This window comes from Gemmobacter aquarius (assembly GCF_003060865.1).
In the GTDB taxonomy this organism is placed as follows: domain Bacteria; phylum Pseudomonadota; class Alphaproteobacteria; order Rhodobacterales; family Rhodobacteraceae; genus Paragemmobacter; species Paragemmobacter aquarius.
The window spans coordinates 1-25,372 of record NZ_CP028920.1 but is presented as its reverse complement, the minus strand read 5'-3'; the positions used below and the strand labels follow the sequence as shown (position 1 = coordinate 25,372).

Below are 25,372 nucleotides of genomic sequence, written 5' to 3'. Positions count from 1 at the left end.
CTTGGGGGTCATGCGGCTGCTCTTTGGTAGGCTCCGGTTAGCCGACCGTCGAGAACGGCGGCGCGGACAACAGCCACGCGGTGGGCTCCATTGGGCGACCATCTCATGCGGCGGCGCTTGCCCATGCGGGTGTTCCCGATGTCGTCCACGCAGCCCTCTGCCCGGGATGAAGAAATCGGAAAACCCGTGCGGTACCGCCGACCATAGTCGGTCAGGCTGTCCATGTTGTTCGCAAGGTAGGAATAGAGGTCCCGGCACCGGGCTTGCACGCGTCGGGCTGCTTCAGCCGCCATGCGATCATCTGTATTCAGCCGCGTGCAATCGACGATCAACCATTGCAGACTGGTCGTGGCCGTTAGAACTTTCCCATGCCAAAGGTACCATCGCAGTGTTTCGGCCGGACGTTTGAACAACACTGGAATGCCGGAGAAACCCCTGCTCTGCAGCAGGCCTTTTACGGCGTTCTCGACGTGCTGAATACGCATCGAGATATGCCACCAGTCGAGGATGTGGCGGACCTTTCCATCGACGGCATTGCGGACGAGGTTTGGCAGGGCTGGTTCCCCGTCCGAAATTACCGTGACGGTTTGTTCGTGATCCCAACCGAGAGCCCTCAAGTGCTGGCGAAGCTGACTGGCAGGTGACAGGACCGCCTGTTGCACCAAGCCGAAGCGACGGCACCTATCGTGGCCTTCAATTTTACCGACCACAACATCGAGGTGTCGCTTCTGATATTCCGGCCTGCATCGGATATGCGCACCGTCCAGGAAAACCGTCAGCGCAGGCGCCTCTTCGGCGGCTGAAGGAACCAGCGGCTCATTCTGCTCGCTGTCGCAGATTTCCCGGGCAACTTTGCCCAGTCGATTGCGCACCGATGTGTTCACCTGCTTCGCGCAAGGCAGAAAGGTTTCCAGAATACGCACCGCTTCCCGAAAGGAATGACGCGCTCCAAGTTCGGCTTGAAGGCGTCGCAGTTCCGGGGTCGATCGATCCGGGAAAAAGTGAGCGAGAGGCGAAAGCGGTCCGCCCAAGACAACATCGGATTTTGCATTGCAGGCGCAACGCCGAATGCGCGGCGCTTTGACCTCGAACCTGCCGAAGAGTGTGTCGAGCACCCGCGACCGATAATCATGTATAGCCCGGACCCCGTCGCAGTCCGGGCAGATCCGGCTGGCTTCGGAAATTTCCTCGATCTGGTCGTGCAGGATCGCACTTTGCAATTGCCCCAGGATCGTCTTCGCATCTTCGAGCAACAACCCGAACCCCTCAGGCTGCGTGCGTCGAAACGGGCGGGACAAACGGCCGAGACGATGCCTCTTTGTGGTTCCGTTCTCAAAGGTCGTCTCGACAATAATCCGCACTTCCATGGCAGTTCCCTTCTCAATGAACCACCAACATACACAGACACCCCCAAGTTTTGCCCACTCCCTTTAAATCCTGCACACCGCGCGTTGAGCGACGTTTGTTGCCTTTAAACGTGGCATTCAGACGCCAGCTCGTCGGAGTCTTTCCCTGTTTCGCAGTACGATCCGGTCAACTGCGGCAAGAAGGCGGGGCTCCTTTTCAAACGCACGAAGCAAGGCAACTCTTGCGTACCCATCGAGGCCAGTGCTGAACATTGCCGCTTTCACCAGCGGACGTGACTGAGCTGCAGCGATGGCGGCAAGGCAGAAGAGTCTAACGTCGGGTCTGGGGCTTTGAAGGGCAAAGGCGGTATCCGCGCGAACGGACTTGAGCGCCTTGGCATAGGTGGCCGCCCGCATGGCGCGTCGAAGTTTGTTGGCGCAGTTGGACGTCACCGCGCTTTCGAGCATCCCTGCCCCGCTTCGAGCACGACGCACCAGCTTTTCGGATATTCGGCTGCGATCAGGCTTGATGAGGATCGAAAGGAGTCGGGTGCCGCAGATCTGGCAATCGAATGCCCATAACTTCCGCCACTGTTTGAGCGCTATGCCACGCCGAGAGCAGTCGGGACACGACTGGAACGCGACCTGCGCCGTCATCAGGGCTTCGGTTTGGGTCATTGTCCCAAAGGTAAGGGATTGAACAGTTTCAGAGGCAACACGGGCCGCAATCGATATCTTTTCTGCTGTGGTCGCGGCCACCTCAACTTCAAAATCCAGCATGGCGACCTGTCGCGTATCGACTCCGATATGCGCCAGGAGTTCGTCGACCTCACAATGGTTGGTGACCGCCAATCGCGTCAGCCATCCAGAAAGCAGCTCATCTGCAAGAGGCGTGACAGTTTTCGGCAACGGGCTCCGCTTCAAGCTCTGGCCTTCTCGAGCCGTCGCTGGGTATTCGCATGGCGCGACCAAACGGGCGTCCATTTTGCGACTGCATCGTCGGTGATGCATTCTTGGCCAGTGACGATTGCGTCGATGGATAGGTCCTTGACCAAGGAAAATACCCGCGAGGTCACCCCGCCGGTCAGCGCCAGTATCTGCTTGAGCGATTTGACCTTCAGATTGGACTTCTTCGCGAGCGGCATGGCCGCGATCAGGGTCTGGATCATGTCCGAGAACTCGGCATCGTCGCGCCAGTTTGGCAGGTGGTGTTCATCCAGGCGTCGCGCGAGTTGGACATCGCCGCGAATGGCATCGACCGCTTCGCTGACTCCAAAGCAAACCAGCGATGCCTCGAGTTCATTGCTGAGATAACGCAGAACATTCAGGAAGCGGCGTTGTTCGCGATGGGTTCCCGCGAGGAGGTTGTGGACTTCGTCAATCATGATCATCCGAAGCCCGAGGTCGCGAAGAAGGCCAACAACGCGGACCTCAAGCGAAGCGACGCTTTGGGCCCGCAAGCTTAACGCTGATGACGGAGCGCCGACGGCAGCGAGGATGTGCATGTAGAACCGCCGCTCGTCCGGCGCTGGTGGTGCCTGCAAAAGAAGCAGCGGAGTGCGCGTGATACCTGATTCCGGATCGTATTCCGGCGCGTACCTGCGCGACAGGTTGCGGGCGATCATCGTCTTCCCGATGCCAGAGGCCCCATGCACGAGAAGGCCCGGCATTCGAGTCTGCCGTGGCATCTCGATAAGGCCTTGCAGCCGGTCCAGCACTTGTTCCGCCCGCGGAAAGCCGATCCAGATATCCGATTGAATGAGGGCGATGCGGCCGTCTGCTTCTGTTTCTGTCCTCAATTCACCAGCGCTCCACCTTAAACATGGGGCGCGATGTATCACCGGTGTCGACTGGTCGCAGCCCCTCCGACACCCGATCATCGGCGGCCAGACCCTTCATCGAAGAACTCCTTTCACGGGATCGGCGCTCTGCCTTGGTCAGCGCGCGGCTCTCACCCTCGATTTGGCGTTGCTGCCGGATCAATTCGGCAAGGACCAATTCATTCGTGCCCACTTTGCCCATGGCCCGTGCCTTTTGCATGGCCTCCCGGTATTCCCAGAGCGACACCGGCGGGATTTCAAGGTTGCGGTACCGGGCCTCGACACATCTGTCGCCGTCCAGTTCGATCCAGACGGACGAGAGATCGCGGGGATCGTAGCGGACGACCACCTTTCCGTCCTGGCGACCGACATAGCCCGCGAGGGCGTCGGACCAGTAGCGCAGGTCGAACAGATGGATGCCGTCACGACGTACTTGCCGCAGCTCACTTGGCAGGAAACTCACCCGAAACGCCTCCATGTCGAAAGGGATGTCGCCGGACATCTCCCCGGCGAGCGCTTCCCACTTGGCGACAGGTGTGCAGCCAAGGCTCGAATGAATGCTGTTGTTGTAGCGACAGATTTCCAAGGCAAACCACCGATCAAACTCTCGCAAAGTCATCGCCGCCATGGCTTCCGCGTTATAGCCGCCCTTGGCCGCGACCGACGACTGCGTTGTTCCTGGCAAGAGATGCACCGCGCCCATCATGGTCCCGATCAGCCGCTCGACATGCCCACCAAAGTGAGGGCTCCCCGGCGGGCGATAGACCAGATTGATCCCCCATTCGGCGCAGGCCGATTGAAAGGCGCGTGACCGAAAATCGCGACCATTGTCGACGTGAATGCTGTCCGGCTTGCCCTGCGCGGGCCACGGGACACTACACTCGAGGTCGGCCAGAAACTCTGCTTTGGGCGCAACAGCCCGCGTTAGGCAAAGGGCCACCGAAAGGCGAGACGGCGCCTCGAAGCTGACGTGGTATCCCGTCACCATGCGCGTGGCGATATCGATCGCCAAGGTCACCCAAGGCCGGCCGATGGGTTTGCGCTCGAAACTGTCGACAAGGATGATGTCCGCTGGTGTGTGATCGATCTGCACAACGTCCAGCGGTCGTACTGATCTGTTCCTTCCCGTCACCGGCGCAAACCTTTGGCGCGCTGCCTTTGCGCCCTCGCGTGCTTTCATGACTTCGCGGGCATCCATCGCATCAAGCCGCCGCTGAACGGTGCGGCGCGTCGGCGGCTGAAACCCACTCTCAAGGCAGGCACTGCGGATTTCTGTCACAACTCGCGCCAGGCTGGGGCGTTCTCGCCGAAGGTAGTATCGAGTCAAATGGTCTTCGATTATACCTTCGACATCAGCGGGCACCATGACCGACCCCGTGGGTCGGCCGCGTTTGCGGGGAACAAGAGCGCTTGTCCGGCCACCTTCTTCCGCAAGTCGTCGAATCCAGCGCCAGACAGTGGTCTTGCTGACGCCAAGCTCCCAGACTGCATCACGTATGCCGCTCTCCAAGCTCCCGGTGCGGCTGAGATACGCCTGTACAAGCGGTCGAAGGACCGATGCCCGGCGCAGCGCCTCAACACCAGAATCGCCACAGTCTTCGTCATTACCCACTATCGCTGCCAACCGTCCAACCCCGCGCACCCTGTGTCAGCTTTAATGGCAAGAATGTCGAATTTAAAGGCAAGATACCATATTTAATGGCAAAGCCGCCCCTTTGATTTTGTTGACTTTCGCATACCGCATTTAAGGGCTACGCGACACTCGGGTTCATGCGCCGTTGGCGGACCGGTTCGTCAAGCACGGCTCCAAAAGCTTCATCTGAGCCAGAACCGTTGGCCAAAGAAGATCCCAAGATGCAGGAATTTCATGACCAGATCCGCGCCGCGCCGAGTTCCAACCGGGAATTTCATGCCTCTGACCTTTGTCGCCTCATCGGGCAGGCTGCTTACGACGCACGCATCGTAGACGTCATCCGGCAGTTGGGTTGTCCGAGGTTCACGGCGACGCTTGCAGTTCATGGCCGTGCTGTTTTGGCCGGAGAAATTCGGAGGTGATACCTCTCCCAATTGAAACCGCGAACCGAAGTCGCAGTACGGCTTTTTGTTTTTGCAGAGCAAACAAATTTCGATCCTCTGAAACGCGTTCTTTCTTGTTTGCTAACGGCAAGCTACCCAAAAGGCGAAGTTGCAGCATTTGGACCGCAACAAAATCATGAGAAACGCCCAAGTCCGATTTGTCAGTTACCGCCACACAAGCTATGGCGTTCTTGGAGATGGCGTCCCTCCGATGTGCAGTTGCGCGCGCGTTTCAGTGGGATTAAGCCAGTTGTTGTCTGGTGCCCTTCGTCTTGGCGAGGGGATAATCGGGAACGCGGTGCAACTCCGCGACGTGCCCAACGCTGTAAAGTGGACGGGACCACAAATGCCACTGGCCGAAAGGTTCGGGAAGGCGTGGTTCCGGATGAAGCCAAGTCAGAAGACCGGCCAGACGAAACCGGGGCGGGCGATGGCCGGCGCAGGTCCCGTTTCTGTGCAGGGGAAGACTATGACCGCCGAACCGTTCTTGACTGATGCCGGGCCGTTTGCCGAGGCCGAGCGCGCTGCCGTATATCGCGCGATTCACACCCGCCGCGACGTACGCAGTCAGTTTACCGACCGCCCAATTAACGACGCCACACTGTTGCGCCTGCTGACAGCAGCGCATCATGCGCCCTCCGTCGGGCTGTCGCAGCCTTGGAATTTCATCGTGATCCGGTCAGAGGCAGTAAAGCTTCGGGCGCAGACGGCATTTGCCAAGGCCAATGCCGAGGCACAGGCGATGTTTCCCGAAGACCGCCGTGCGCTTTATTCGTCGCTCAAACTGGAGGGCATACTGACCGCACCCATAAGCCTGTGTGTCACATGCGATCACAGCCGGGGTGGCCCAGTGGTGTTGGGGCGCACGCATCAACCGCAGATGGATGTCTATTCCACTGTATGCGCTGTGCAGAACCTGATGCTGGCGGCAAGGGCCGAAGGGATTGGCGTCGGTTGGGTCAGCATCTTTGACCCCGCCGACATGCAGCAACTGTTGGATCTGCCCAATCATGTCAGCGCGGTGGCGTGGCTGTGCCTTGGCCATGTCGATGCGCTTTATTCCGAGCCCGAGTTGCAAGCGAAAGGCTGGGCCCAGCGGGTTCCACTGGCCGATCTTGTTTTTGCCGAACGCTGGGGGCGGCGTGCCTAGACCGATTTCGGTGCCCTGCCATTTCGGCGAATGGATGCAGGGGCGGCTGGGGCCAGCTGGCCCAGTGGCGCTGATCACGCTGACGCCTGCCGGTCCGCGGGTGATTGCGCGCTGGCGTGCGGGTGTCGGGCTGGCGTGTCAGTCGGTGACGCATGGCCCAATGGATCCGGCGTTGCTGGCGCGGTTTGCGCGGGCGCTTGGTGGATTGCCACCGGGGCGGACCCTACTGCGGGTGCCTTATCCGCCTGGCCTGGGCACTGGCATGTCCACCGCTGGTCTGCTGGGGGTCGCGGCCTTTGCTGGGCGGGCGCTTGCGCCGCTGTCTCTGGCGCGGGCTTGTGTGGCCGCCGAAGGAGCCAGCGATCCGCTGATGTTCGCCCAACCTTCGCGGCTCTTGTGGGCCTCGCGTCAGGGGCGGGTTCTGGCGCGATTGTCGCCGCAGCCGCGCGCGCACCTGCTGGCCGGGTTTTGGGGTCCAGCACGGCCGACGCAAGCGGGCGATCTGGCATATGCCGACGTATCGGACCTTCTGGAGCGTTGGCAGGCCGAGGCCCCGCTGGCCACCCGTGCCGCTCTTGCCAGCGAGAGTGCGGCGCGCTGCGTTGCCCTTCGCGGCCCGTCGGAGGACCCGACCGAACGGCTTGCACACGATCTGGGGGCGCTTGGGTGGATGATGTCGCATTCGGGTGCGGCGCGGGCGCTGATCTTTGCCCCGGGCGCTCTGCCGCGCCATGGTATGGCGGCATTGCGTGAGGCTGGGTTGCGAGGTGTTCATCATCTGGCCACCTTGGGCGAATGACAAGGAGCACATCTATGCGCGATCACGGCGGAAATCTGGATCAGGCGATGGCCGTTTTCGGCACGGGCGACTGGATTGACCTGTGCACGGGTATCAACCGCCGCCCTTGGCCATTGCCCCTGCTTGACCCGGACTGTTGGCGCAGCCTGCCGACTCGGGCAAGTCAGGCGGGTTTGGTGGCGCAGGCGGCGCGCGCATGGGGAGCATCAGATCAAGCGGCCGGAATAGCGCTTGCGGGCGCGCAGGCGGCTATTCAACTAATGCCCTTGTTGCGGCCCGCCGGGCGTGCGGCAGTGCTGGGGCCGACCTATAACGAACACGCGGCGTGTCTGTCACAGGCAGGCTGGGATGTTGCCAATGTCAGCACGCCAGAAGCCCTGCACAGTGCCAGCCTTGCCGTGGTGGTGAACCCCAATAAACCCGACGGGCGCCGCCATACCCCGCACGATTTGCTTACCCTGTCCCGAAAGGTTGGGTTTCTGGTGGTGGACGAAAGCTTTGGTGACATCTCCCCCGGGCTTTCGCTTTTGCCGCGGGCAGGGCAGGATAACCTGCTAATCCTGAGGTCTTTTGGTAAGTTTTACGGGCTGGCAGGCTTGCGGCTTGGCTTCGCCTTTGGGGCCGATAGCGACATTGCGGCGCTGGCGCGGATGGCTGGGCCTTGGGCCGTCTCTGGCCCGGCAATCGAGATCGGACGGCAGGCGATCTCCGATACGGGCTGGGCGGATGCAATGCGCGCGCAGTTGGCACTAGACGCTGGCCGCGCCGATGATCTGGCCCGGGTGGCGGGTTGGAAGATAGCGGGGGCACAACGCTGTTCCGTCTTTATGAGACGCCCGACGCAGAAGCCGCGCAGCACCGGCTGGCGCGCCACAGGATCTGGAGCCGGATCTTCCCCTGGTCGGGCTGCCTGCTTCGGCTGGGCCTGCCGGGACCTGAGCCGGAGTGGGACCGCCTTTCGCAGGACCTGCGGCCCTAACGTGCCAACGCCAGCAGGCCCGGCACGTCCAAATGGGTTTCCAGATGGTCGGCTAGCAGGTCAAGCGTCGCCTCGACCTCGGCGCTGTGGCTGCGACCGGCGGCGTCGATCCCCAGACCCGCAAGAAACGCCGCGCGAAAGCCATCCGACTGGAACATGCCGTGCAGATAGGTGCCACTGATGCGCCCTTGGACATGGATCGCGCCCTCGGGGCGGCCGTCGATCCGGGCAAAGGGGCGGGCGCGATCAGGGCCGCTGGTGCGCCCGATATGGATCTCATACCCCTCTATGGGCTGGCCGCTGGCCAAATGGCAGCCGCGCACCCGCGACAAACGCTTGTCGGGGGTCATCAGGGTATGCACGTCAAGCAGGCCAAGGCCGGGCGTTTCTCCGGCAGGGCCCTCGATGCCGTCGGGGTCGGCAATTGACTGGCCAAGCATCTGATAGCCGCCGCAGATGCCCAGCACATGCCCGCCGCGCCGGATATGGGCGGCCACATCCACATCCCAGCCCTGCGCCCGCAGAAACGCCAGATCACCGCGCGTCGATTTCGACCCGGGCAGGATCACGAGCCGTGCGTCTCCGGGAATGGCCTGCCCGGGTTGCACCATCACCAGATTGACCCCCGGTTCTGCCTTGAGCGGATCAAGGTCGTCGAAATTGGCGATACGGGAAAAGCAGAGCGCGGCGATGGTCACGGCGTCATTGCCGCCAAGACCGCGCGGGCTTGACCCGATGTCCTGTGCATCTTCGGCGGGCAGGAGATGGGCCTTGGAAAACCACGGCACCACGCCAAAGCCGCGCCAGCCGGTGCGCGCCTGAATGAAGGCATAGCCGTCGTCGAACAATCGCGGATCACCGCGAAACTTGTTGATGACAAACCCCGCAACCATTCCCGCATCGCCCGCGTCGATCACCGCCTGCGTGCCCACGATCTGCGCGATCACCCCGCCTCGGTCAATGTCGCCGACCAGAACCACCGGCACATCGGCGGCGCGGGCAAAGCCCATGTTGGCAATGTCGCCCGCGCGCAGGTTCACCTCTGCCGGGCTGCCCGCGCCTTCGACGATCATCAGATCATGCGCCCCGCGCAAGCGATGGAAGCTGTCCAGCACCGCCCCCATCAACTGCGGTTTCAGCGCCGCATAATCGCGCGCCCGCGCGGTCGTCAGCCGCTTGCCCTGCACGATCACCTGCGCGCCCACCTCGGACTCGGGCTTGAGAAGCACCGGGTTCATGTCGGTCACCGGCTCCAGCCCGCAGGCTATCGCCTGCAATGCCTGCGCGCGGCCGATCTCGCCGCCATCGGCGGTGACGGCGGCATTGTTCGACATGTTCTGCGGCTTGAACGGCGCGACCGACAGCCCGCGCCGCACCGCCGCGCGACACAGTCCTGCCACCAGCATCGACTTGCCGACGTTCGACCCGCAGCCCTGGATCATCAGCGCGGGCATCGCGTCAGAACTCCACCCCCGGCTGGGCTTTTATGCCCGACCGGAACGGATGCTTGATCAGCGTCATCTCGGTTACCAGATCGGCGGCCTCGATCAATGCGTCCTTGGCGTTTCGCCCGGTCAGGCAGACATGGGTCAGCGGCGGCTTTTCCGCGCGCAAGAAGGCCAGCACCTCGTCAAGATCAAGGTAATCATAGCGCAGGGCGATGTTGATCTCGTCCAGCAGCACAAAGCGGATATCGGGGTTGCGGATCAGCTCCTTGGCCTTTTCCCAACCGGCGCGGGCGGCGGCGATGTCGCGGGCCTTGTCCTGGGTTTCCCAGGTAAAGCCTTCGCCCATCGCGTGAAACTGGCACAGGGCGCTGAAATGACCCTCGATCAGGCGCCGCTCGCCGGTGTCCCAGGCGCCCTTGATGAACTGCACCACGGCGCAGGGCATCCCATGTGCGATGCAGCGCAAGACCATGCCGAACCCGGACGAGGATTTGCCCTTGCCCGCCCCGGTATGCACGATCAAAAGCCCGCGTTCGCCTGCTTTTCCAGCCATGATCTTGTCGCGGGCGGCCTTTTTCTTGGCCATCTTGCTTGCGTGGCGGGCCAGATCGTCGGCCTGACCGGGCCCCGGGCCTTCGGTGGAGGTGTCGTTTGTGGCGGACATCGAGACGTTTCCTTGTTCTTGACAGCGCAATCCTTGTGGCAGACTACGGCATGAAGGAGTTGGTGCCTGTCTTAGGACAGGTGAAAAGGGAATGCGACAGGATTTGCGGCACGCCTTGCCGCAACCCCAAGCGCAGCCGCCCCCGCGACCGTGACCGGAAAGGTCTGCCCCACGTCACTGGCCGCAAGGTTCGGGAAGACGGGCAGCCCGCCGGGGCAGGCCTTGCGCCCGCCTTGAGATCCGCAAGCCGGGAGACCTGCCAGCTCCAGAACTGAAACGCGCGGACGGGGTGTTCCGCGACCTTCGGAGTTTGGGCGCATCACGCCCATGCCGCAGGCTGCCCCGTGCGACACTTACGGGAGAGGCCATGACGACTGTCTTGCATGTCTGCACCACCTGCCGCGCTGGTCAGCCGCTGCCCGACGGGCAAACCGCCCCCGGTCAAACCCTGTTTGACACGGTCGCGCAGTCGGGCCTGCCCGACGGCGTGACCCTGCGCGCGGTGGAATGTCTGTCGGCCTGCGATCATGGTTGTGCGATCGCGCTCAGCAAAGCAGGCGGCTGGTCTTATGTCTATGGCCGGATGACCACCGATGACGTGCCCGAAATCCTGCGCGGGGCCGGGCTGTTTGCCGGCTCTGCCGATGGTATCGTGCCCTGGCGCGACCGCCCCACCATCTTTCGCAAGCAAACGCTTGCCCGCATTCCCCCGCTGGAGACCTGATCCATGACCGACCTGACCAAAATCCCCGTCACCGTCATCACCGGCTTTCTGGGGGCAGGCAAGACCACGCTGATCCGCCACCTGATGCAAAACCCGCAAGGCAAGCGTCTGGCGATCCTGGTCAACGAGTTCGGCACGGTGGGGGTGGATGGCGACATCCTGAAATCCTGCGCCGATGAAAACTGCCCGGTGGAAAACATCGTCGAGCTGGCCAATGGCTGTATCTGCTGCACCGTGGCCGATGATTTCATCCCCACGATCGAGGCGCTGATGGCAATGCCGGTGCGCCCTGATCACATCCTCATCGAAACCTCGGGCCTTGCACTGCCGAAACCGCTTCTCAAGGCGTTCGACTGGCCCGCGATCCGGTCAAGGATCACCGTTGACGGCGTGATTGGCCTGGCCGATGCCGAGGCGGTGGCAGCCGGGCGCTTCGCCCCCGATGTGGCGGCGGTGGATGCGCAACGTGCTGCGGATGACAGCATCGACCACGAAACCCCCCTGTCCGAGGTGTTCGAGGATCAGATCCTGTGCGCCGACTTGATCCTGCTGACCAAGGCCGATCTGGCAGGCGAGGTGGGGCTGACCGCCGCCCGCGGCGTGATCGAGGCCGAGATGTCGCGCAAGGTGGCGATCCTGCCTGTGACGGATGGCCGGATCGACCCGCGCCTCATCCTGGGCCTTAACGCCGCTGCCGAGGATGACATCGCCGCGCGCCCCAGCCATCACGACGGCGAGGATGACCACGAGCACGAGGATTTCGACAGCGTGGTGATCGATCTGCCCGAAATCACCGACCCCGACGATTTGGCCCTGCGCATCCAGCGTCTGGCGCGCAATCAGCACATCCTGCGCGTCAAGGGCCATGTCGCTGTGACGGGCAAGCCGATGCGTCTGCTGGTCCAGGCGGTCGGAGAGCGGGTGCGCCACCAATATGACCGACCGTGGGGTGATGGGCCGCGCCAGTCGCGGCTGGTGGTGATCGCGGAACATCACCACATCGACCCTGCCGCGATCCGCGCCGCGCTGGAGGCATAAGGACCCGCGATGCACGTCGTCTTTCGCGACAGTCGGGGGTTGGACACGGCCGAGGCGCCGTTTGATCCGGGGCAGGACCCTGCCGATCTGGTGGTCCTGTCGTTTTCCGACAGCGACCTTGGCGCGTTTGCGGCCGGCTGGCAGCGGGCTGGCGGCGGTCTTCCGTCCCTGCGGCTTCAAAATATTGTTGCGCTGAAACATCCCGTCTCGGTCGATACCTATGTCGAGCGGACGCTGTCGAGGGCAAAGGCAATCTTGATCCGCCTGATCGGCGGCGAAGCCTATTGGCCTTACGGCATTGCGTCGGTGCAGGACATGGCACGCAGGCGGGGGATCGCGCTGGCGGTGCTGCCTGCGGACGGGCGGGTGGACCCGGCGCTGGATACAGCCTCGACCCTGCCGGTCTCCACCTTGCGGCGGTTGCAGGATTTGTGTGACGCGGGCGGCGCGGTGGCAGCGCAGGCGGCGCTGGCGCAACTGGCGCTGGCAGCGGGGCTGTATGCCGGGCCGGTGCCGGGCGATAAACGGATGCCCGACATGGGGATCTATGACCCCGATCAGGGCGTGATCGCGGACCTGCCGCCGGGGCGGGTCGTGCTGGTGAGTTTCTATCGCAGTTATCTTACGGCGGCCGATACCGGCCCCATCGACGCGCTGATCCTTGGCCTGCGTGCGCAGGGCGTGTCTGCGGTGGGCGTCTTTGCGCCGTCGCTCAAGGCGCCGGGTTTTGCCGATTGGCTGCGCCCCGTGCTGGCGCAGGCATGTCCGCCTGCGATCATCAACGCAACCGCCTTTTCGGCGCGCGGCGATGATGGGTCCACACCGTTTGACGTGGCGGGGTGCCCGGTGTTTCAGGTAGCGCTGTCCACCGCGCGCCGCCGCGACTGGGCCGGGTCGGATCGTGGCCTGTCACCGGCAGACCTTGCGATGCATGTCGTGCTGCCCGAGGTGGACGGGCGGCTGTTCGCGGGCCTTGTGTCCTTCAAGACTGCGGCCAAACGCGATCCCGACCTGCAATTTTCGCGCTTTGCCCATCGGGCGGACCGGGACCGGGTGGCTGCCGTGGTGGCGCGGGTCATGGGCTGGCTGCGGCTGGCGCAAACGCCGGTTGACCAGCGCCGTCTGGCAGTGATCCTGTCCACCTATCCCGGTCGCCCGCATCAGATGGCGCATGCGGTGGGGTTGGATGCGCTGGCCTCGACCGAAGGCCTGCTGGCCGATCTGGGCGCGGCGGGCTATGGCGCGCGGCCATGCGCGCTGGCCCCAGCCTTGCAAAACGACACGCTGGCATGGCCGCTGAAGGACTATCTGGCCGCGCTGACCAGTCTGCCTGATCCTTTGCGCGACGCGCTGTACGGCGCGTGGAGCGCGCCCGAGGATGACCCTGCCTGCCGCGATGGCGCGTTCCATTTTGCCGCGACGAGGGCTGGGGACGTACTGGTGGCGCTGCAACCCGAACGCGGCGAGGTCGCCCTGCGCGACGGCGAATACCATGATCTGTCGCGCGTGCCCCGGCATGGCTATGTGGCGTTCTATCTGTGGCTGCGCGCGCAGGGGTTGCACGCTATCCTGCACATGGGTGCGCATGGCACGCTGGAATGGCTGCCGGGCAAATCGGTGGCGCTTTCCGCCGCCTGCTGGCCCGAGGCGCTGGTGGGCGATCTGCCGGTGATCTATCCGTTTATCGTTAACGATCCGGGCGAGGCCGCACAGGCCAAGCGGCGCATCGGCGCGCTGACCCTTGGCCACATGCCGCCGCCCTTGCGCGCCGCCGTGGTGCCCGAAGGGATGCACCGTCTGGAACGGCTATTGGACGAATATTCCACCGCCGACGGGTTGGACCCTGGTCGCCGCAACCGGCTGATCTCCGAGATCCGCAGCGAAGCGCAGGCATCTGGCGTCGAGACCGATCTGGGCATTCCAGAGGGCGCCAGCCCTGCCGAGGCGATCACCCGCATCGACCGCTTTGTCTGCGACATCAAGGAAAGCCAATATGGCGACGGGTTGCACGTGCTGGGGCGCGGCGCTTGCGGTGCGGCAGAACGCGACGGGCTGATGCGGGCTCTGGCGGGGCTTCGGGTCGCGCCGGGCCCATCAGGGTCGCCCGCGCGGGGGCGGTCTGATGTGTTGCCAACCGGGCGCAACCTGTTCGCGGTCGATCCGCGCGCCGTGCCCAGTCGGGCCGCGCAAACGCAGGGCGTCAAGCTGGCCGAGGAACTGTTGCGCCGGCATTTGCAGGATCACGGCGACTGGCCGCGCGGGCTGGTGGTCGATCTGTGGGGCAGCGCCACCATGCGCACCGCCGGCGAGGAATTCGCCATGGCGCTGCATCTGGCCGGGCTGGCCCCGGTCTGGGACGCAGGGTCGGCGCGTGTGTCGGGTGTCGAGGTCGTGCCGCTGGCCTTGCTGCGCCGCCCGCGCATAGATGTGACGCTGCGGGTGTCGGGCCTGTTCCGGGATGTGTTTCCCGGGCTGGCGACGCTGTTTGAAACCGGGGCCAAAATGCTGGCCGACCGCGACGAGGCCCCCGAGGACAACCCCTACCGCGATGCCGCCGCACGGGTCTATGGCCCAAAACCGGGCATGTATGGGCTGGGCATGGGCACTGCCATGGACGCATTCACCGACGAAGCGCGTGCCGCAGCGGGCGAGGCGTGGATCGCGGCCTCCAGTTGGGCGATCGGCGCGGACGGGCAATCGCACAGTGACCGTGCCGGGCTGGAGGCCCGCTTGCGCAGCGCAGACAGCTTTGTGCATGCTCAGGATCTGCCCGAAAGCGATCTGTTGCTGGCGGCCGATTACGCGGCGCATGAGGCGGGGTTTGCTGCCGCGCTTGCCCGACTGGGGGCGGCGCAACCCGCCCTTTATCATCTTGATGCCACGCAACCCGACCGCCCCCGTGCCCGCAGCTTGTCCGAAGAAATCGCTCGCGTGGTGCGCGCCCGCGCGGCGGATCCGGCTTGGGCCCACGGGATGATGCGCCACGGCTATCGCGGTGCCGCCGAGATTGCCGCGACCGCCGATCACTTGGCGGCCTTTGCCCATCTGGCGGGCGTGGTGCCGCCGCATCTGTTCGACCTGTATCACGAGGCGACGCTGGGCCGCAACGATCTGGTGGCCTTTATGGCGCAGCACAATCCGCAAGCCCTTGAAGCCCTGCGCGATCTGTTTCGCCGCCTGGCCGAAGCCGGGCTCTGGGTGACGCGGCGCAATTCCATCGCGGCCATGCTTCAGGTGCAGGCATGAACGAGTTTCAGGTCCAGGGCTGGTGCCCGGGTGCGTTGCGCCCCATGGAGTCCGGCGACGGGCTGGTGGTGCGGGTGCGCCCTCCCTTGGGCCGGCTGTCCCAGGATCAGGCACGCGGGCTGGCGGCTGCGGCGCGCGCGTATGGCAATGGGCTGATCGACCTGTCGGCGCGCGGCAATGTGCAGGTGCGCGGCGTGACTGCGGCGTCGCATTCCGCATTGATCGTCGGCTTGCGTGGGATGGACCTGATCGACGCCTCGCCCGAGGCCGAACAGCGGCGCAACATTCTGGTCACGCCCTTTGCCGATGTGGAAACCCTGCGGTTGGCGTCCGCCTTGGCCGGAGCTTTGGGTCAGATGCCCCCCTTGCCGGGAAAGTTCGGTTTTGTCGTCGATAGCGGCCCGGTGCCGATGATGGGCGACATCTCGGGCGACATCCGGCTGGAACGTGCGGCGGATGGGCGATTGCTTATTCGCTGCGACGGTGCTGCGCTGGGGGCGCCGGTGGACGACGGTGCGGCGGCCGCTGTCGATTTGGCGCGATGGTTCGTGGCGGCAGGCGGGGTCAGCGATGGCCGGGGCCGGATGGCGGATCTGATCGGGCGCGGCGTGCGGCCCACGGACGCGCTGACCGGCACGGTTGCCCCCGCCCCAAAGGCTGTACTGCCGCAGCCGGGGTTGGTGGCGCAGGGTGCGCTGGTGGGTGTGGCCTTTGGCCAGATGCAGGCCGAAGCCCTTGCGGGACTGGCCGATCTTGGCCCTCTGCGGATGACGCCCTGGCGGATGCTGCTGATCGAGGGGGTGTCTGTCATGCCGGCGCTGCCCGGTCTGATCACCGACCCCGACGATCCGATCCGGCGGGTCGAGGCCTGCTCTGGCGCCCCCGCCTGCCTGCAAGGGCGGGCTGCGGTGCGTGATCTGGCGCGGCGCCTGGCCCCTCAGGTGCCAACTGGCCGCCTGCTGCATGTGTCGGGCTGTGGCAAAGGGTGCGCCCATCCTGGCCGCGCGGATGTTACCCTGGTTGCGACCGCCGTGGGGTTTGATCTGATCCTGAACGGCAGCCCGACCGACCGCGCCATGAAACGGGGCCTTGATGCGGATGCCATTGACCTGGGGGGACTGTTCTGATGCCGCATGTCTATGAAAAGGACGGCGCGAAAATCTATGTGCAATCCTTTGCCACCATCCGGGCCGAGGCCGATCTTGCCGCCTTCACTCCCGAGGAGGAGGTGGTCGTGGTCCGCATGATCCATGCGGCGGGCATGGTCGGGCTGGAGCGGCATGTGCGATTCTCGCCCGGCATGGCGATCGCTGCCCGCACCGCACTTGAAGCGGGCGCACCGATCCTGTGCGATGTCCGTATGGTCAGCGAGGGAATCACCCGCGCCCGCCTGCCTGCAGGCAATGCGGTGATCTGCACGCTGCAAGACCCAGCGGTGCCCGCGCTTGCCGCCCGCATGGGCAACACCCGCTCGGCGGCGGCGGTCGAGTTGTGGCGGCCGCACCTCGGGGGCGCCTTGGTTGCCATCGGCAACGCGCCGACCGCGTTGTTTCACCTGCTGAACATGCTGGAAGACCCCGATTGCCCAAGGCCGACAGCGATCATCGGGTGCCCGGTGGGCTTTATTGGTGCCGCGGAATCCAAGGCCGCCCTTATGGATGCCGCTCCGGTACCTGCAGTGGTCGTGGATGGGCGACTGGGCGGATCGGCGATTACGGTTGCCGCTGTCAATGCCTTGGCAAGTCGCAAGGAATGACCGGGAAATGACCATGGGCCGCATCATCTGTGCCGGGCTTGGCCCCGGCGACCCGGACCTCATCTCGGTCCGCTCTGACCGGGTGATCCGGTCCGCGCAGCACGTGGCCTATTTCCGCAAGGCCGGGCGACAGGGTCAGGCGCGGCGGATCGTGGACGGCATGCTGGCGCAGGGTGCCAGCGAATATCCGATGGAATACCCGGTCACTACCGAAATCCCGTTTGACAGCCCCGACTACAACCGCCTGCTGTCGGCCTTCTATGACGATTGGGCCGACCGGCTCCGCGGTTTGGCCATGGCCGGCCACGAGGTGGTGGTCCTGTGCGAAGGCGATCCGTTCTTTTACGGGTCCTTCATGCATCTTTATATCCGCCTGCGCGATGTTGTGCCAGTCGAGGTGATCCCCGGCATTCCCGGCATGGTGGGTTGTTGGAACGCGACGGGCGTGCCTATTACTTGGGGCGACGATGTCCTGACAGTGCTCATGGGCACGCTGCCCGAAGAAGATCTTCTGCGTTACATGCAGACGTCTGATGCGCTGGCGATTATGAAGACCGGGCGCAACCTTCCCCGGGTGCGGCGCGCCCTTCAGGCGGCGGGCCGGTTGCAGGACGCCTGGCTGATCGAACGCGGCACGATGCCGGGCCAGCGGATGGCACGGCTGGCCGATGTGGATGCCGCCGATTGCCCGTATTTCGCGATCGTGCTGGTGCATGGCCACGGCCGCCGCCCGGTCGCAGGGGGTGATGAATGATTGGCGGCTGGGTCGCCGTTGCCGGCCTTGGCCCGGGTGCCGAGGGCCTCGTCACGCCCGAGGTGACAGCGGCGCTGGATCAGGCAACCGATGTGGTGGGCTATATTCCTTATGTTGCGCGCATCGCGCCGCGTGCGGGGCTGACGCTGCATGCCTCTGACAACCGGGTAGAGCTTGACCGCGCCCAGCACGCGCTGGATCTGGCGGCGGCGGGCGCGCGTGTGGTGATCGTGTCATCGGGCGATCCGGGGGTGTTCGCGATGGCCTCGGCCCTGTTCGAGGCGCTGGAGGTGCGTCGCGACAGGCAGGATACCGACATCCGCATCCTGCCCGGCATCACGGCGATGCTCGCGGCGGCGGCGCGGGCGGGCGCGCCCCTCGGGCATGATTTTTGCGCCATCAACCTGAGCGACAATCTCAAACCCTTTGCCGAGGTGGAACGCCGCCTGCGCCACGCAGCACAAGGCGGCTTTGCGATGGCCTTTTACAACCCACGATCCGCCTCGCGCCCGCACCAGTTCGTTGAAGTCTTGCGCATCCTGCGCGAGGAATGCGAACCCGGTCGGCTCGTCCTGTTTGCCCGTGCGGTCAGCACGCCGGACGAAACACTGACCTGTGTCACGCTCGCCGAAGCCGAGGCCGAGATGGCCGATATGCGCACGGTGGTGATCGTCGGCAATCAGGCGACCCGTCGCGTCGGGCGCTGGGTCTATACACCCCGCTCGGTGTCTGCATGACCCAGCCAGGCCATCACATCGCTGACCGTGGCCACCACCTTGCGCGCCGGCAAGACGGGCCGGTCGATCAGGATGACCGGCAGGCCACGCGCCCGCGCGGCCGTCAGCTTTGCCTCGGCCCCCGTGCCACCGGCGTTCTTTGCCACGATATGGGTGATGGCGTGATCGCGCAGCAGGGCGGCATCGCTGGCCATGTCGAACGGGCCGCGCGCGATCACCACGCTGGCCCGTGGCAAGGGCAGGGGCCCGGTCGGCGGATCGACCAGCCGCAGCAGGTAATGGTGCTGCGGTTTGGCGGCAAAGGGGGCAAGGGTCTGCTTGCCGATGGCCAGAAACACCCGGGCGGGCGCGTCGGGCAGGGTGGTCACGGCTGCATCCACATCAAGCACGGTGCGCCAGTCATCGCCCGGCCCGGGCTGCCAGGCGGCACGCTCCAGCCCCACAAGGGCGATGCCCGTCTGTGCGCAGGCCGTGATCGCATTCCGGCTCATCTGCGCCGCAAAGGGGTGGGTGGCGTCGATCACATGGCTGATGCGGTGGTCGCGCAGCCAGGCCACCAGCCCCGGCACCCCGCCAAACCCGCCGACGCGTGTGGCCAAGGGCTGCGGCGCGGGGCTGTCCGTGCGCCCGGCATAGGAAAACACCGCGTCCAGCCCGGCCCGCGCCAGCGCCTGCGCCATCAGGCTGGCTTCGGTCGTGCCGCCCAGCAGCAGGATGCGCGTCATGTTTGAACCTTGGCTTGCGATCATCGGTCTGGGCGAGGATGGACCGGCGGGCCTGTCCGAGGCAAGCCGTGCCGCGCTGGCGCAGGCAGCGGTGGTGTTCGGCGCGCCCAGGCATCTGGCGCTGGCGGGTGTGGGGGCGCGGGGGCAAGCGTGGCCGGTGCCGTTCGACCTTGACCCGCTCTTGGCTCGCCGCGGGCAAAGGGTGGCGATGCTGGTGTCGGGCGATCCGTTCTGGTTCGGAGCAGGCGGGTCGGTCGTGGCGCATCTTTCGCCCGGCGAATGGGTGGCGCATCCGGTGGCGGGCACGTTTTCGCTGCTGGCAGCGCGGCTGGGCTGGCGGCTGGAGGACGTGATCTGTCTGGGTCTGCATGCCGCCCCGTATGCCCGTTTGTGGCCAGTGCTGGCCCGGGGCGTGCGGGTGATCTGCACCCTGCGCGACGGGGCGGCGGTGGCCGAGCTGTCGGGCTGGCTGACCGCCCATGGCTTTGGCGCGGCGCGGGTCACGGTGGCCGAGGCGCTGGGTGGGCCGGTTGAGCGCCTCCGCAGCGGCTGCGGCTGGCCAGACATCGCGGCCCCCGTGGCGGTGGCGATCGACGGCGCCGATCTGCCGCCCGGCGCGGGCCTGCCGCGTGCAAGCGGCCTTCCTGACGATCTGTTCCAGCATGACGGCCAGATCACCAAGGCCCCGGTGCGGGCAATCACGCTGTCGGCGCTTGGCCCCCGCCCGGCCGAGCTGTTGTGGGATATCGGGGCCGGGTCGGGGTCTGTGTCGGTGGAATGGTGCCTTGCGGGCGGGCGGGCGGTCTGCCTTGAGGCGCGGGCGGACCGCGCCGCCACCATCACCGCCAACGCCGACCGCTTTGGCGTGGCGCATCGGATGGATTTGCGGCACGGCGCGGCGCTGCCGATGCTGGGGGGCTTGCCGCCGCCCGATGCGGTCTTTGTCGGCGGCGGCGGCGATGCGGCGCTATACGACGCGCTATGGCGGTGCTGCCGCCGGGCACCCGGATCGTGGCCAATGGCGTGACACTCGAGGCCGAAGCCCGGCTGGCCGATCTGCACGCCCGCCATGGCGGCACCCTGTTGCGGATCGATCTGGCCGAGGCGGGCACGCTTGGCCGGTTCCGCGACTGGCAGGCCGCGCGGCCCGTGGTGCAATGGCGGGGGATCAGATGAGGGTGGCCGGAATCGGATACCGCGACGGCGCGCCACCCGAGGCGCTGCACGAGGTGCTGGCGCTGGCCGAGGCTGCCGGGGGCCGCGTCGATGCACTGGCTACGCTGGCAGAAAAGGTCGCGGGCGTGCAGGCCCTGGCCGATGCGCGCGGCCTGCCGCTACTGGCCGTGGCGGTGGCAGGCGTGCAAACCCCTACGCAATCGCCGCGCATCCTTGCGATGCACGGCACCGGGTCGGTGGCCGAAGCCGCCGCCCTTGTGGCGGCAGGGCCGAACGCGCGGCTGAGCGTGCGCGGATCACGGCGCGCGGCGGCATGGCGACCTGCGCCATCGCCGAAACCAGAGGACACATCACATGACCGTCCATTTTATCGGGGCAGGGCCCGGTGCGGCTGACCTGATCACCCTGCGCGGTCGCGACCTGATCGCTGGCAGCCCAGTGTGCCTCTACGCTGGATCGCTGGTGCCCGAGGCGTTGATGTCGCATTGCCCGCCCGGTGCGCGGATCGTGAACACCGCGCCGCTGTCGCTGGACGACATCATGGCCGAGATAAGCGCAGCCCATGCCGCGGGTCTGGATGTGGCGCGGCTGCATTCCGGCGATCTGTCGATCTGGTCGGCGATGGGCGAGCAATTGCGCCGCCTGCGCGCCCTTGGCATCCCGTTTGACGTGACGCCGGGCGTGCCGTCCTTTGCCGCGGCCGCCGCGGTGTTGCAGGCCGAGCTGACCCTGCCCGGATTGGCGCAATCGGTGGTGCTGACGCGCACGGCAGGCCGCGCCTCGGCAATGCCCGAGGCCGAAAGCCTTGAGAATTTCGCCCGCACCGGGGCGACGCTGGCCATCCACCTGTCGGTGCATATGCTGGCCGAAGTCGTGGCGCGGCTGCTGCCGTTCTATGGCGCGGATTGCCCGGTTGCGGTGGTGTTTCGTGCGTCCTGGCCGGATCAGCAGGTGGTGCGGGCGACGCTTGCCAGCCTTGATCCCATGATAGGGGTCGGAGAGCGGACCGCGTTGATCGTGGTCGGGCGCGCCCTTGGGCGGAGGGGTTTGACGAAAGCCGGCTATACGCAGGCGACTACGACCGCCGCTATCGCCCCGTAGGCACCGACCCGAGGTTTCCCGAATGACACCGCCCCGTGTTCAGCGCCCGGCGGGTCTTCTGATTTCGGCCGCCGCGTCGGGCAGCGGCAAGACAACCGTGACGCTGGGGCTGATCGCGGCCTTGCGCGCCCAAGGGGTGGCGGTGCAGCCGTTCAAATGCGGGCCGGATTACATCGACCCCGCGTTTCACAGCGCGGCGGCGGGGCGGGCGTCGGTCAACCTTGACAGCTGGGCGATGACGCCCGACCGGATCGGGGCGCTGGCGCAGGTAGCCATGGGTGCCGATCTGGTGATTGCCGAAGGGGCGATGGGACTGTTTGACGGCGTGGCCCGGCCCGGAGAGACCGGCACCGGGGCCAGCGCCGACATTGCCGCCGTGCTGGGCTGGCCGGTGATCGCGGTGATCGACTGCTCGGGTCAGGCGCAGACGGCGGCAGCGGTGGCGCTGGGTCTGGCGCGGTATCGCGCTGATGTGCCGGTTGCGGGGGTGATCCTGAACCGGATCGCCTCGCCCCGGCATGAGGCGCTGGTGCGGGCAGGCTTTGCCAGCGCGGGTATCCCGGTGCTGGGCGCGCTGCCGCGCAAGGCCGGTGTGGCGCTGCCCGAGCGGCATCTGGGTCTGGTGCAGGCCGAGGAATTGCCGCGCCTGACCGGGATCCTGGCCGAGATGGGGGCCTTTGTCGCGGCGCATTGCGACCTAAGTGCCATTCGCGCGCAGGCCGGGGGGCAGTTGCGCGCGGCGTCGGCCCCCTGCGTGCCCCCGCCCGGAGACCGGGTCGCCCTTGCGCGGGATGCGGCGTTTTCCTTTGTCTATCCGCATCTTCTGGCCGATTGGCGGGCGGGTGGGGCGACGATCCTGCCGTTTTCGCCTTTGCAAGACGAAGGCCCGACCCGACCGCAACGGTCTGCTGGCTGCCGGGGGGGTATCCGGAATTGCACGCGGGCCGGCTGGCGGCGGCGGCTGGGTTCCGCGCGGGCCTGACAGAGTTTGCCCGCACCCGCCCGGTGCATGGCGAGTGTGGCGGCTATATGGCGCTGGGGGCAGGGCTGGTGGCCGCTGATGGCACGCGGCACCAGATGGCGGGCCTATTGGGGCTGGAGACCAGCTTTGCCAAGCGGCGGATGCATCTGGGCTATCGCCTGGCCAGGCCGAGGCTGGCCTTGCCGGGCTTTGCCGTCGGTATGGCCCTGCGCGGGCACGAGTTCCACTATGCCACGATCCTGTCGCAGCCCGACGCCGCCTTGGCCGATGTGGTTGATGCAACGGGGGCAGCGGTTGCCGAAACCGGGTCGTTTCGGGCCACCGAGGGCGCCACTGTCAGCGGCACCTTCTTTCACCTTATCGCCCCGCCAGCCCGGAGACCGCAGCATGACCGGCCATGTGTATTTCGTATCTTCGGGGCCGGGCGATCCGGATCTGCTGACGATCCGGGCCGCGCGCTGCCTCGCCGAGGCGGATGTGGTGCTGTTTGACGATCTTTCGTCGGGGCCGATCTTGGCCCTGTGCCGGCGGGGGCCGATCTGGTGGCGGTGGGCAAGCGGGCGGGCCGGCCATCACCCAAGCAAGACCACGTCAGCCGCCTGCTGGTCGATCATGCGCAAACCGGCGCGCGCGTGGTGCGGCTGAAATCAGGGGATGGCGGCATTTTCGGACGGCTGGAGGAAGAAATCCTCGCGCTGCAAGAGGCGGGCATCTGCTATGAGATCATCCCGGCGTCACCACAGCCTGTGCGGCGGCGGCGGCGGCGGGATCCCCTGACGCGGCGCCTGACTGCGCGGCGGGTGCAGTTCATCACCGGGGCCGATACCACCGGCAACCTGCCCGACGATCTGAACTGGGCCGCCCTTGCCGACCCCCTGGCCACCACGGTCGTCTTCATGGGCAAGCGCACCTTTCCCCGGCTGGCCGAGGCGCTTGTTGCCCATGGCCTGCCGCCCGACACCCCTGCCTTGCTGGCCGAGGCGGTGGGTCATCCCGACCAGAGCCTGCACCGTAGCACGATTGCCGCCCTTGCCACCAGCCTGGCGGGCGGTCGCAGCGACAAGCCTGCGCTGATCCTCTACGGCCCCCTGGCCGACCCGGCGGAGGGCTGAGTGCAGCGCATTCCGGCTTCGGCCATGATCCATCTGTCGCTGATCGGGATCGGCACTGGCAACCCCGATCACGTCACCCGGCAAGGGATGGCTGCGATGAATGCCGCCGACCTGATCCTTGTGCCGCTCAAGGGCGAGGACAAGGCCGATCTGGCTGGTCTGCGCCTGCAGATCTGCCGCGCCTGCGTGACCAACCCCGCCACCCGGATCGAGACCTTTGACCTGCCGGTGCGTGATCCGGCAACGCCTGACTATGTCACACGCGTCAATGACTGGCACGATGCCATCGCCGCCCGTTGGGAGGCAGCGATCCGCGCGCATCTGGAATTGGGCGGCGGGCCGCGCGTGGCACTGCTGGTCTGGGGCGATCCGTCGCTGTATGACAGCACGCTGCGCATCGCCGGGCGGGTCGGCCTGCGGCTGCCGCTGACGCTGGAGGTGATCCCCGGCATCACCGCGATCCAGATGTTGTGCGCGGCCCATGCCATCCCGCTGAACGATCTGGCCGCACCCGTCACCATCACCACGGGCCGGGCGCTGCGGATGGACGGCTGGCCCGACGGGGCAACCACCATCGTCGTCATGCTGGATGCGGGCGGCGCGTTCCGGGTGCTGGATCCGGCGAGCTGACCATCTGGTGGGGGCCTATGTCGGCATGGCCGAGCAGATTCTGCGGGCAGGACCGCTGGCGCAGGTGCAAGACGACATTCTGGCCACCCGCGCGACAGCCCGCGCCGCGCATGGCTGGATCATGGACATCTACCTGATCCGCAAGACCTAAGGCCTGCGCGCCATCATCCAGATGAAGAACACCCCGCCCACAAGGCCGGTGACCACGCCGATCGGCATGTCTTCGGGGGCGACAGCCACCCGGGCCAACGCGTCGGCCCAGATCAGGAACACCGCCCCCGCCAGCGCCGAGGCGGCAGCACTCGCGCGTTGTCACCGCCCACCACCAGCCGCACCAGATGCGGCATCATCAGGCCAACAAATCCGATCAACCCGGAAAACGCCACCATGACGCCGGTGATCAGGGCGGCGGCGACAAAGACGGCAAGGCGAAAGCGGCCAACCTCGATGCCAAGGCTTGCTGCTGTCTCGTCGCCAAGGCTCATGGCATTCAGCCGCCCGGCTTGTGCCCAAAGCCAAAAGCCACAGGGCAGCAGCACGGCCATCGGCCAGATCAGATGGGACCATTGCGCCAGCCCCGAGCCGCCCAGCATCCAGAACACAACCGTATGGTCGCCCGCGGATCGCCCAGAAAGATCAGGATATTGGCCCCGCCATGATGACAAAGCTGACGGCTACCCCGGCCAGCACCAGCCGGTCGGCACTGCTGGCCCCGGCCAATTGCGCAACCCCAAGCACCAGAACAGTCGCCACCAGCGCACCGCCAAAGGCCATCAGCGGCACGGTCAGCAGCCCAAGGAACAGCCCGGTGGTGGCAACAGCGCCGCAATCGCGCCAAAGGCTCCGCCCGACGAGATACCCAGCAGATGCGGGTCGGCCAGCGGATTGCGCGTGACCGATTGCAACGCCGCCCCCACCAGCCCAAGCCCCGCCCCGACGAGCCCAGCCAGCACCACGCGGGGAAATCGGATTTCCCAGACGATGTTGGCACGGCCCGCGCTCCAGCCCGGGGTCACGATGCCCGGCAAAATGCGGTCAAGCGCAACGCCCCAGACCGTAGCCAATGGAATTGCCACCGCCCCCACCGACACCGCCACCATGACGGAAAC

General features: G+C 65.9%; 18 protein-coding genes, 8 pseudogenes and 2 riboswitches. Of the genes and pseudogenes, 18 read left to right on the top strand and 8 right to left on the bottom strand.

The annotated features are described in order from the left end of the window. Positions 1-8 precede the first annotated feature (8 nt). The 4 genes from HYN69_RS19335 to HYN69_RS19320 form a co-directional block, all read right to left on the bottom strand. Complete coding sequence (locus HYN69_RS19335) at positions 9-1,367, bottom strand: ISKra4 family transposase (RefSeq protein WP_108437546.1); 1,359 nt, start codon at positions 1,365-1,367, stop codon at positions 9-11. A gap of 117 nt (positions 1,368-1,484) precedes the next feature. Continuing rightward, positions 1,485-2,330, bottom strand: a complete 846-nt coding sequence (locus HYN69_RS19330) for a TniQ family protein (protein ID WP_268902884.1) — start codon at positions 2,328-2,330, stop codon at positions 1,485-1,487. Then, positions 2,267-3,145: a TniB family NTP-binding protein gene (locus HYN69_RS19325; RefSeq protein ID WP_108437544.1), complete on the bottom strand. Its 879-nt coding sequence runs from the start codon at positions 3,143-3,145 to the stop codon at positions 2,267-2,269. Before HYN69_RS19325 ends, HYN69_RS19330 begins: the two co-directional genes overlap by 64 nt. Position 3,146: 1 nt before the next feature. Then, the gene (locus HYN69_RS19320) at positions 3,147-4,532 is read right to left on the bottom strand and encodes a Mu transposase C-terminal domain-containing protein (protein ID WP_108437543.1); all 1,386 of its coding nucleotides are present in this window, start codon (positions 4,530-4,532) and stop codon (positions 3,147-3,149) included. A gap of 494 nt (positions 4,533-5,026) precedes the next feature. On the opposite strand from HYN69_RS19320, the pseudogene HYN69_RS21595 reads away from it, so the two are divergent. The 4 genes and pseudogenes from HYN69_RS21595 to HYN69_RS19300 form a co-directional block, all read left to right on the top strand. Next, a pseudogene (locus HYN69_RS21595) lies at positions 5,027-5,221 on the top strand (hypothetical protein); the annotation flags it as partial. A gap of 262 nt (positions 5,222-5,483) precedes the next feature. Beyond that, a riboswitch (cobalamin riboswitch) is annotated at positions 5,484-5,669 on the top strand. A gap of 42 nt (positions 5,670-5,711) precedes the next feature. Continuing rightward, positions 5,712-6,392, top strand: a complete 681-nt coding sequence (gene bluB, locus HYN69_RS19310) for a 5,6-dimethylbenzimidazole synthase (protein WP_108437542.1) — start codon at positions 5,712-5,714, stop codon at positions 6,390-6,392. Continuing rightward, the gene (locus HYN69_RS19305; protein ID WP_159082584.1) at positions 6,385-7,191 is read left to right on the top strand and encodes a propanediol utilization protein; all 807 of its coding nucleotides are present in this window, start codon (positions 6,385-6,387) and stop codon (positions 7,189-7,191) included. The genes bluB and HYN69_RS19305 overlap by 8 nt, the downstream gene beginning before the upstream one ends. A 14-nt stretch (positions 7,192-7,205) precedes the next feature. Beyond that, positions 7,206-8,170: pseudogene (locus tag HYN69_RS19300) on the top strand (threonine-phosphate decarboxylase). Here the strand turns inward: HYN69_RS19300 and HYN69_RS19295 are convergent. Beyond that, positions 8,167-9,624 carry a cobyric acid synthase gene (locus HYN69_RS19295; RefSeq protein WP_108437540.1) on the bottom strand — a complete coding sequence of 486 codons (1,458 nt, stop codon included), beginning with the start codon at positions 9,622-9,624 and terminating at the stop codon, positions 8,167-8,169. The pseudogene HYN69_RS19300 and the gene HYN69_RS19295 overlap by 4 nt on opposite strands. A 4-nt stretch (positions 9,625-9,628) precedes the next feature. Then, complete coding sequence (gene cobO, locus HYN69_RS19290; RefSeq protein WP_108437539.1) at positions 9,629-10,282, bottom strand: cob(I)yrinic acid a,c-diamide adenosyltransferase; 654 nt, start codon at positions 10,280-10,282, stop codon at positions 9,629-9,631. Between the two features lie 43 nt (positions 10,283-10,325). After that, a riboswitch (cobalamin riboswitch) is annotated at positions 10,326-10,560 on the top strand. A gap of 89 nt (positions 10,561-10,649) precedes the next feature. Here cobO and HYN69_RS19285 point away from each other — a divergent pair. The 7 genes from HYN69_RS19285 to cobJ are packed head-to-tail and all read left to right on the top strand — an operon-like array spanning position 10,650 to position 18,537. Further along, positions 10,650-11,006, top strand: a complete 357-nt coding sequence (locus HYN69_RS19285; RefSeq protein WP_108437538.1) for a DUF1636 family protein — start codon at positions 10,650-10,652, stop codon at positions 11,004-11,006. A gap of 3 nt (positions 11,007-11,009) precedes the next feature. Beyond that, entirely contained in the window at positions 11,010-12,044 is a 1,035-nt protein-coding gene (gene cobW / locus HYN69_RS19280) for a cobalamin biosynthesis protein CobW (RefSeq protein WP_108437537.1), read from the top strand. A 9-nt stretch (positions 12,045-12,053) separates the two neighbouring features. Next, a complete protein-coding gene (gene cobN / locus HYN69_RS19275) occupies positions 12,054-15,290 on the top strand; it encodes a cobaltochelatase subunit CobN (RefSeq protein WP_108437536.1) in 3,237 nt (1,078 codons plus the stop codon). Continuing rightward, positions 15,287-16,417: a precorrin-3B synthase gene (cobG, locus tag HYN69_RS19270; protein WP_108437535.1), complete on the top strand. Its 1,131-nt coding sequence runs from the start codon at positions 15,287-15,289 to the stop codon at positions 16,415-16,417. Before cobN ends, cobG begins: the two co-directional genes overlap by 4 nt. After that, positions 16,417-17,046: a precorrin-8X methylmutase gene (locus HYN69_RS19265; RefSeq protein ID WP_108437534.1), complete on the top strand. Its 630-nt coding sequence runs from the start codon at positions 16,417-16,419 to the stop codon at positions 17,044-17,046. The genes cobG and HYN69_RS19265 overlap by 1 nt, the downstream gene beginning before the upstream one ends. A 13-nt stretch (positions 17,047-17,059) precedes the next feature. Beyond that, a complete protein-coding gene (locus HYN69_RS19260) occupies positions 17,060-17,800 on the top strand; it encodes a precorrin-2 C(20)-methyltransferase (protein ID WP_108437663.1) in 741 nt (246 codons plus the stop codon). After that, the gene (gene cobJ, locus HYN69_RS19255; RefSeq protein WP_108437662.1) at positions 17,800-18,537 is read left to right on the top strand and encodes a precorrin-3B C(17)-methyltransferase; all 738 of its coding nucleotides are present in this window, start codon (positions 17,800-17,802) and stop codon (positions 18,535-18,537) included. The genes HYN69_RS19260 and cobJ overlap by 1 nt, the downstream gene beginning before the upstream one ends. Here the strand turns inward: cobJ and HYN69_RS19250 are convergent. After that, positions 18,510-19,262 (bottom strand): cobalt-precorrin-6A reductase, encoded by a 753-nt coding sequence (locus HYN69_RS19250; protein ID WP_108437533.1) that lies wholly within the window; start codon positions 19,260-19,262, stop codon positions 18,510-18,512. The genes cobJ and HYN69_RS19250 overlap by 28 nt on opposite strands. Between HYN69_RS19250 and cbiE the strand changes: the two are divergent. From cbiE to cobF, 7 genes and pseudogenes are all read left to right on the top strand, one after another. Continuing rightward, a pseudogene (cbiE, locus tag HYN69_RS19245) lies at positions 19,261-20,438 on the top strand (precorrin-6y C5,15-methyltransferase (decarboxylating) subunit CbiE). The gene HYN69_RS19250 and the pseudogene cbiE overlap by 2 nt on opposite strands. Continuing rightward, positions 20,435-20,833 (top strand): cobalamin biosynthesis protein, encoded by a 399-nt coding sequence (locus HYN69_RS19240; RefSeq protein ID WP_329608648.1) that lies wholly within the window; start codon positions 20,435-20,437, stop codon positions 20,831-20,833. The pseudogene cbiE and the gene HYN69_RS19240 overlap by 4 nt, the downstream one beginning before the upstream one ends. Next, a pseudogene (gene cobM / locus HYN69_RS19235) lies at positions 20,793-21,565 on the top strand (precorrin-4 C(11)-methyltransferase). Before HYN69_RS19240 ends, cobM begins: the two are co-directional and overlap by 41 nt. Then, a pseudogene (locus HYN69_RS19230) lies at positions 21,562-22,886 on the top strand (cobyrinate a,c-diamide synthase); the annotation flags it as partial. The pseudogenes cobM and HYN69_RS19230, both read left to right, overlap by 4 nt. Beyond that, positions 22,789-23,019: pseudogene (locus HYN69_RS21845) on the top strand (SAM-dependent methyltransferase); the annotation flags it as partial. The pseudogenes HYN69_RS19230 and HYN69_RS21845, both read left to right, overlap by 98 nt. A gap of 23 nt (positions 23,020-23,042) precedes the next feature. Beyond that, positions 23,043-23,633: an SAM-dependent methyltransferase gene (locus HYN69_RS19225; protein ID WP_329608647.1), complete on the top strand. Its 591-nt coding sequence runs from the start codon at positions 23,043-23,045 to the stop codon at positions 23,631-23,633. A 24-nt stretch (positions 23,634-23,657) separates the two neighbouring features. Further along, a pseudogene (gene cobF / locus HYN69_RS19220) lies at positions 23,658-24,414 on the top strand (precorrin-6A synthase (deacetylating)). Here cobF and HYN69_RS19215 read toward each other — a convergent pair. Then, positions 24,411-25,372 (bottom strand): annotated as a pseudogene (locus HYN69_RS19215) (FecCD family ABC transporter permease); the annotation flags it as partial. The pseudogenes cobF and HYN69_RS19215 sit on opposite strands and share 4 nt — an antisense overlap.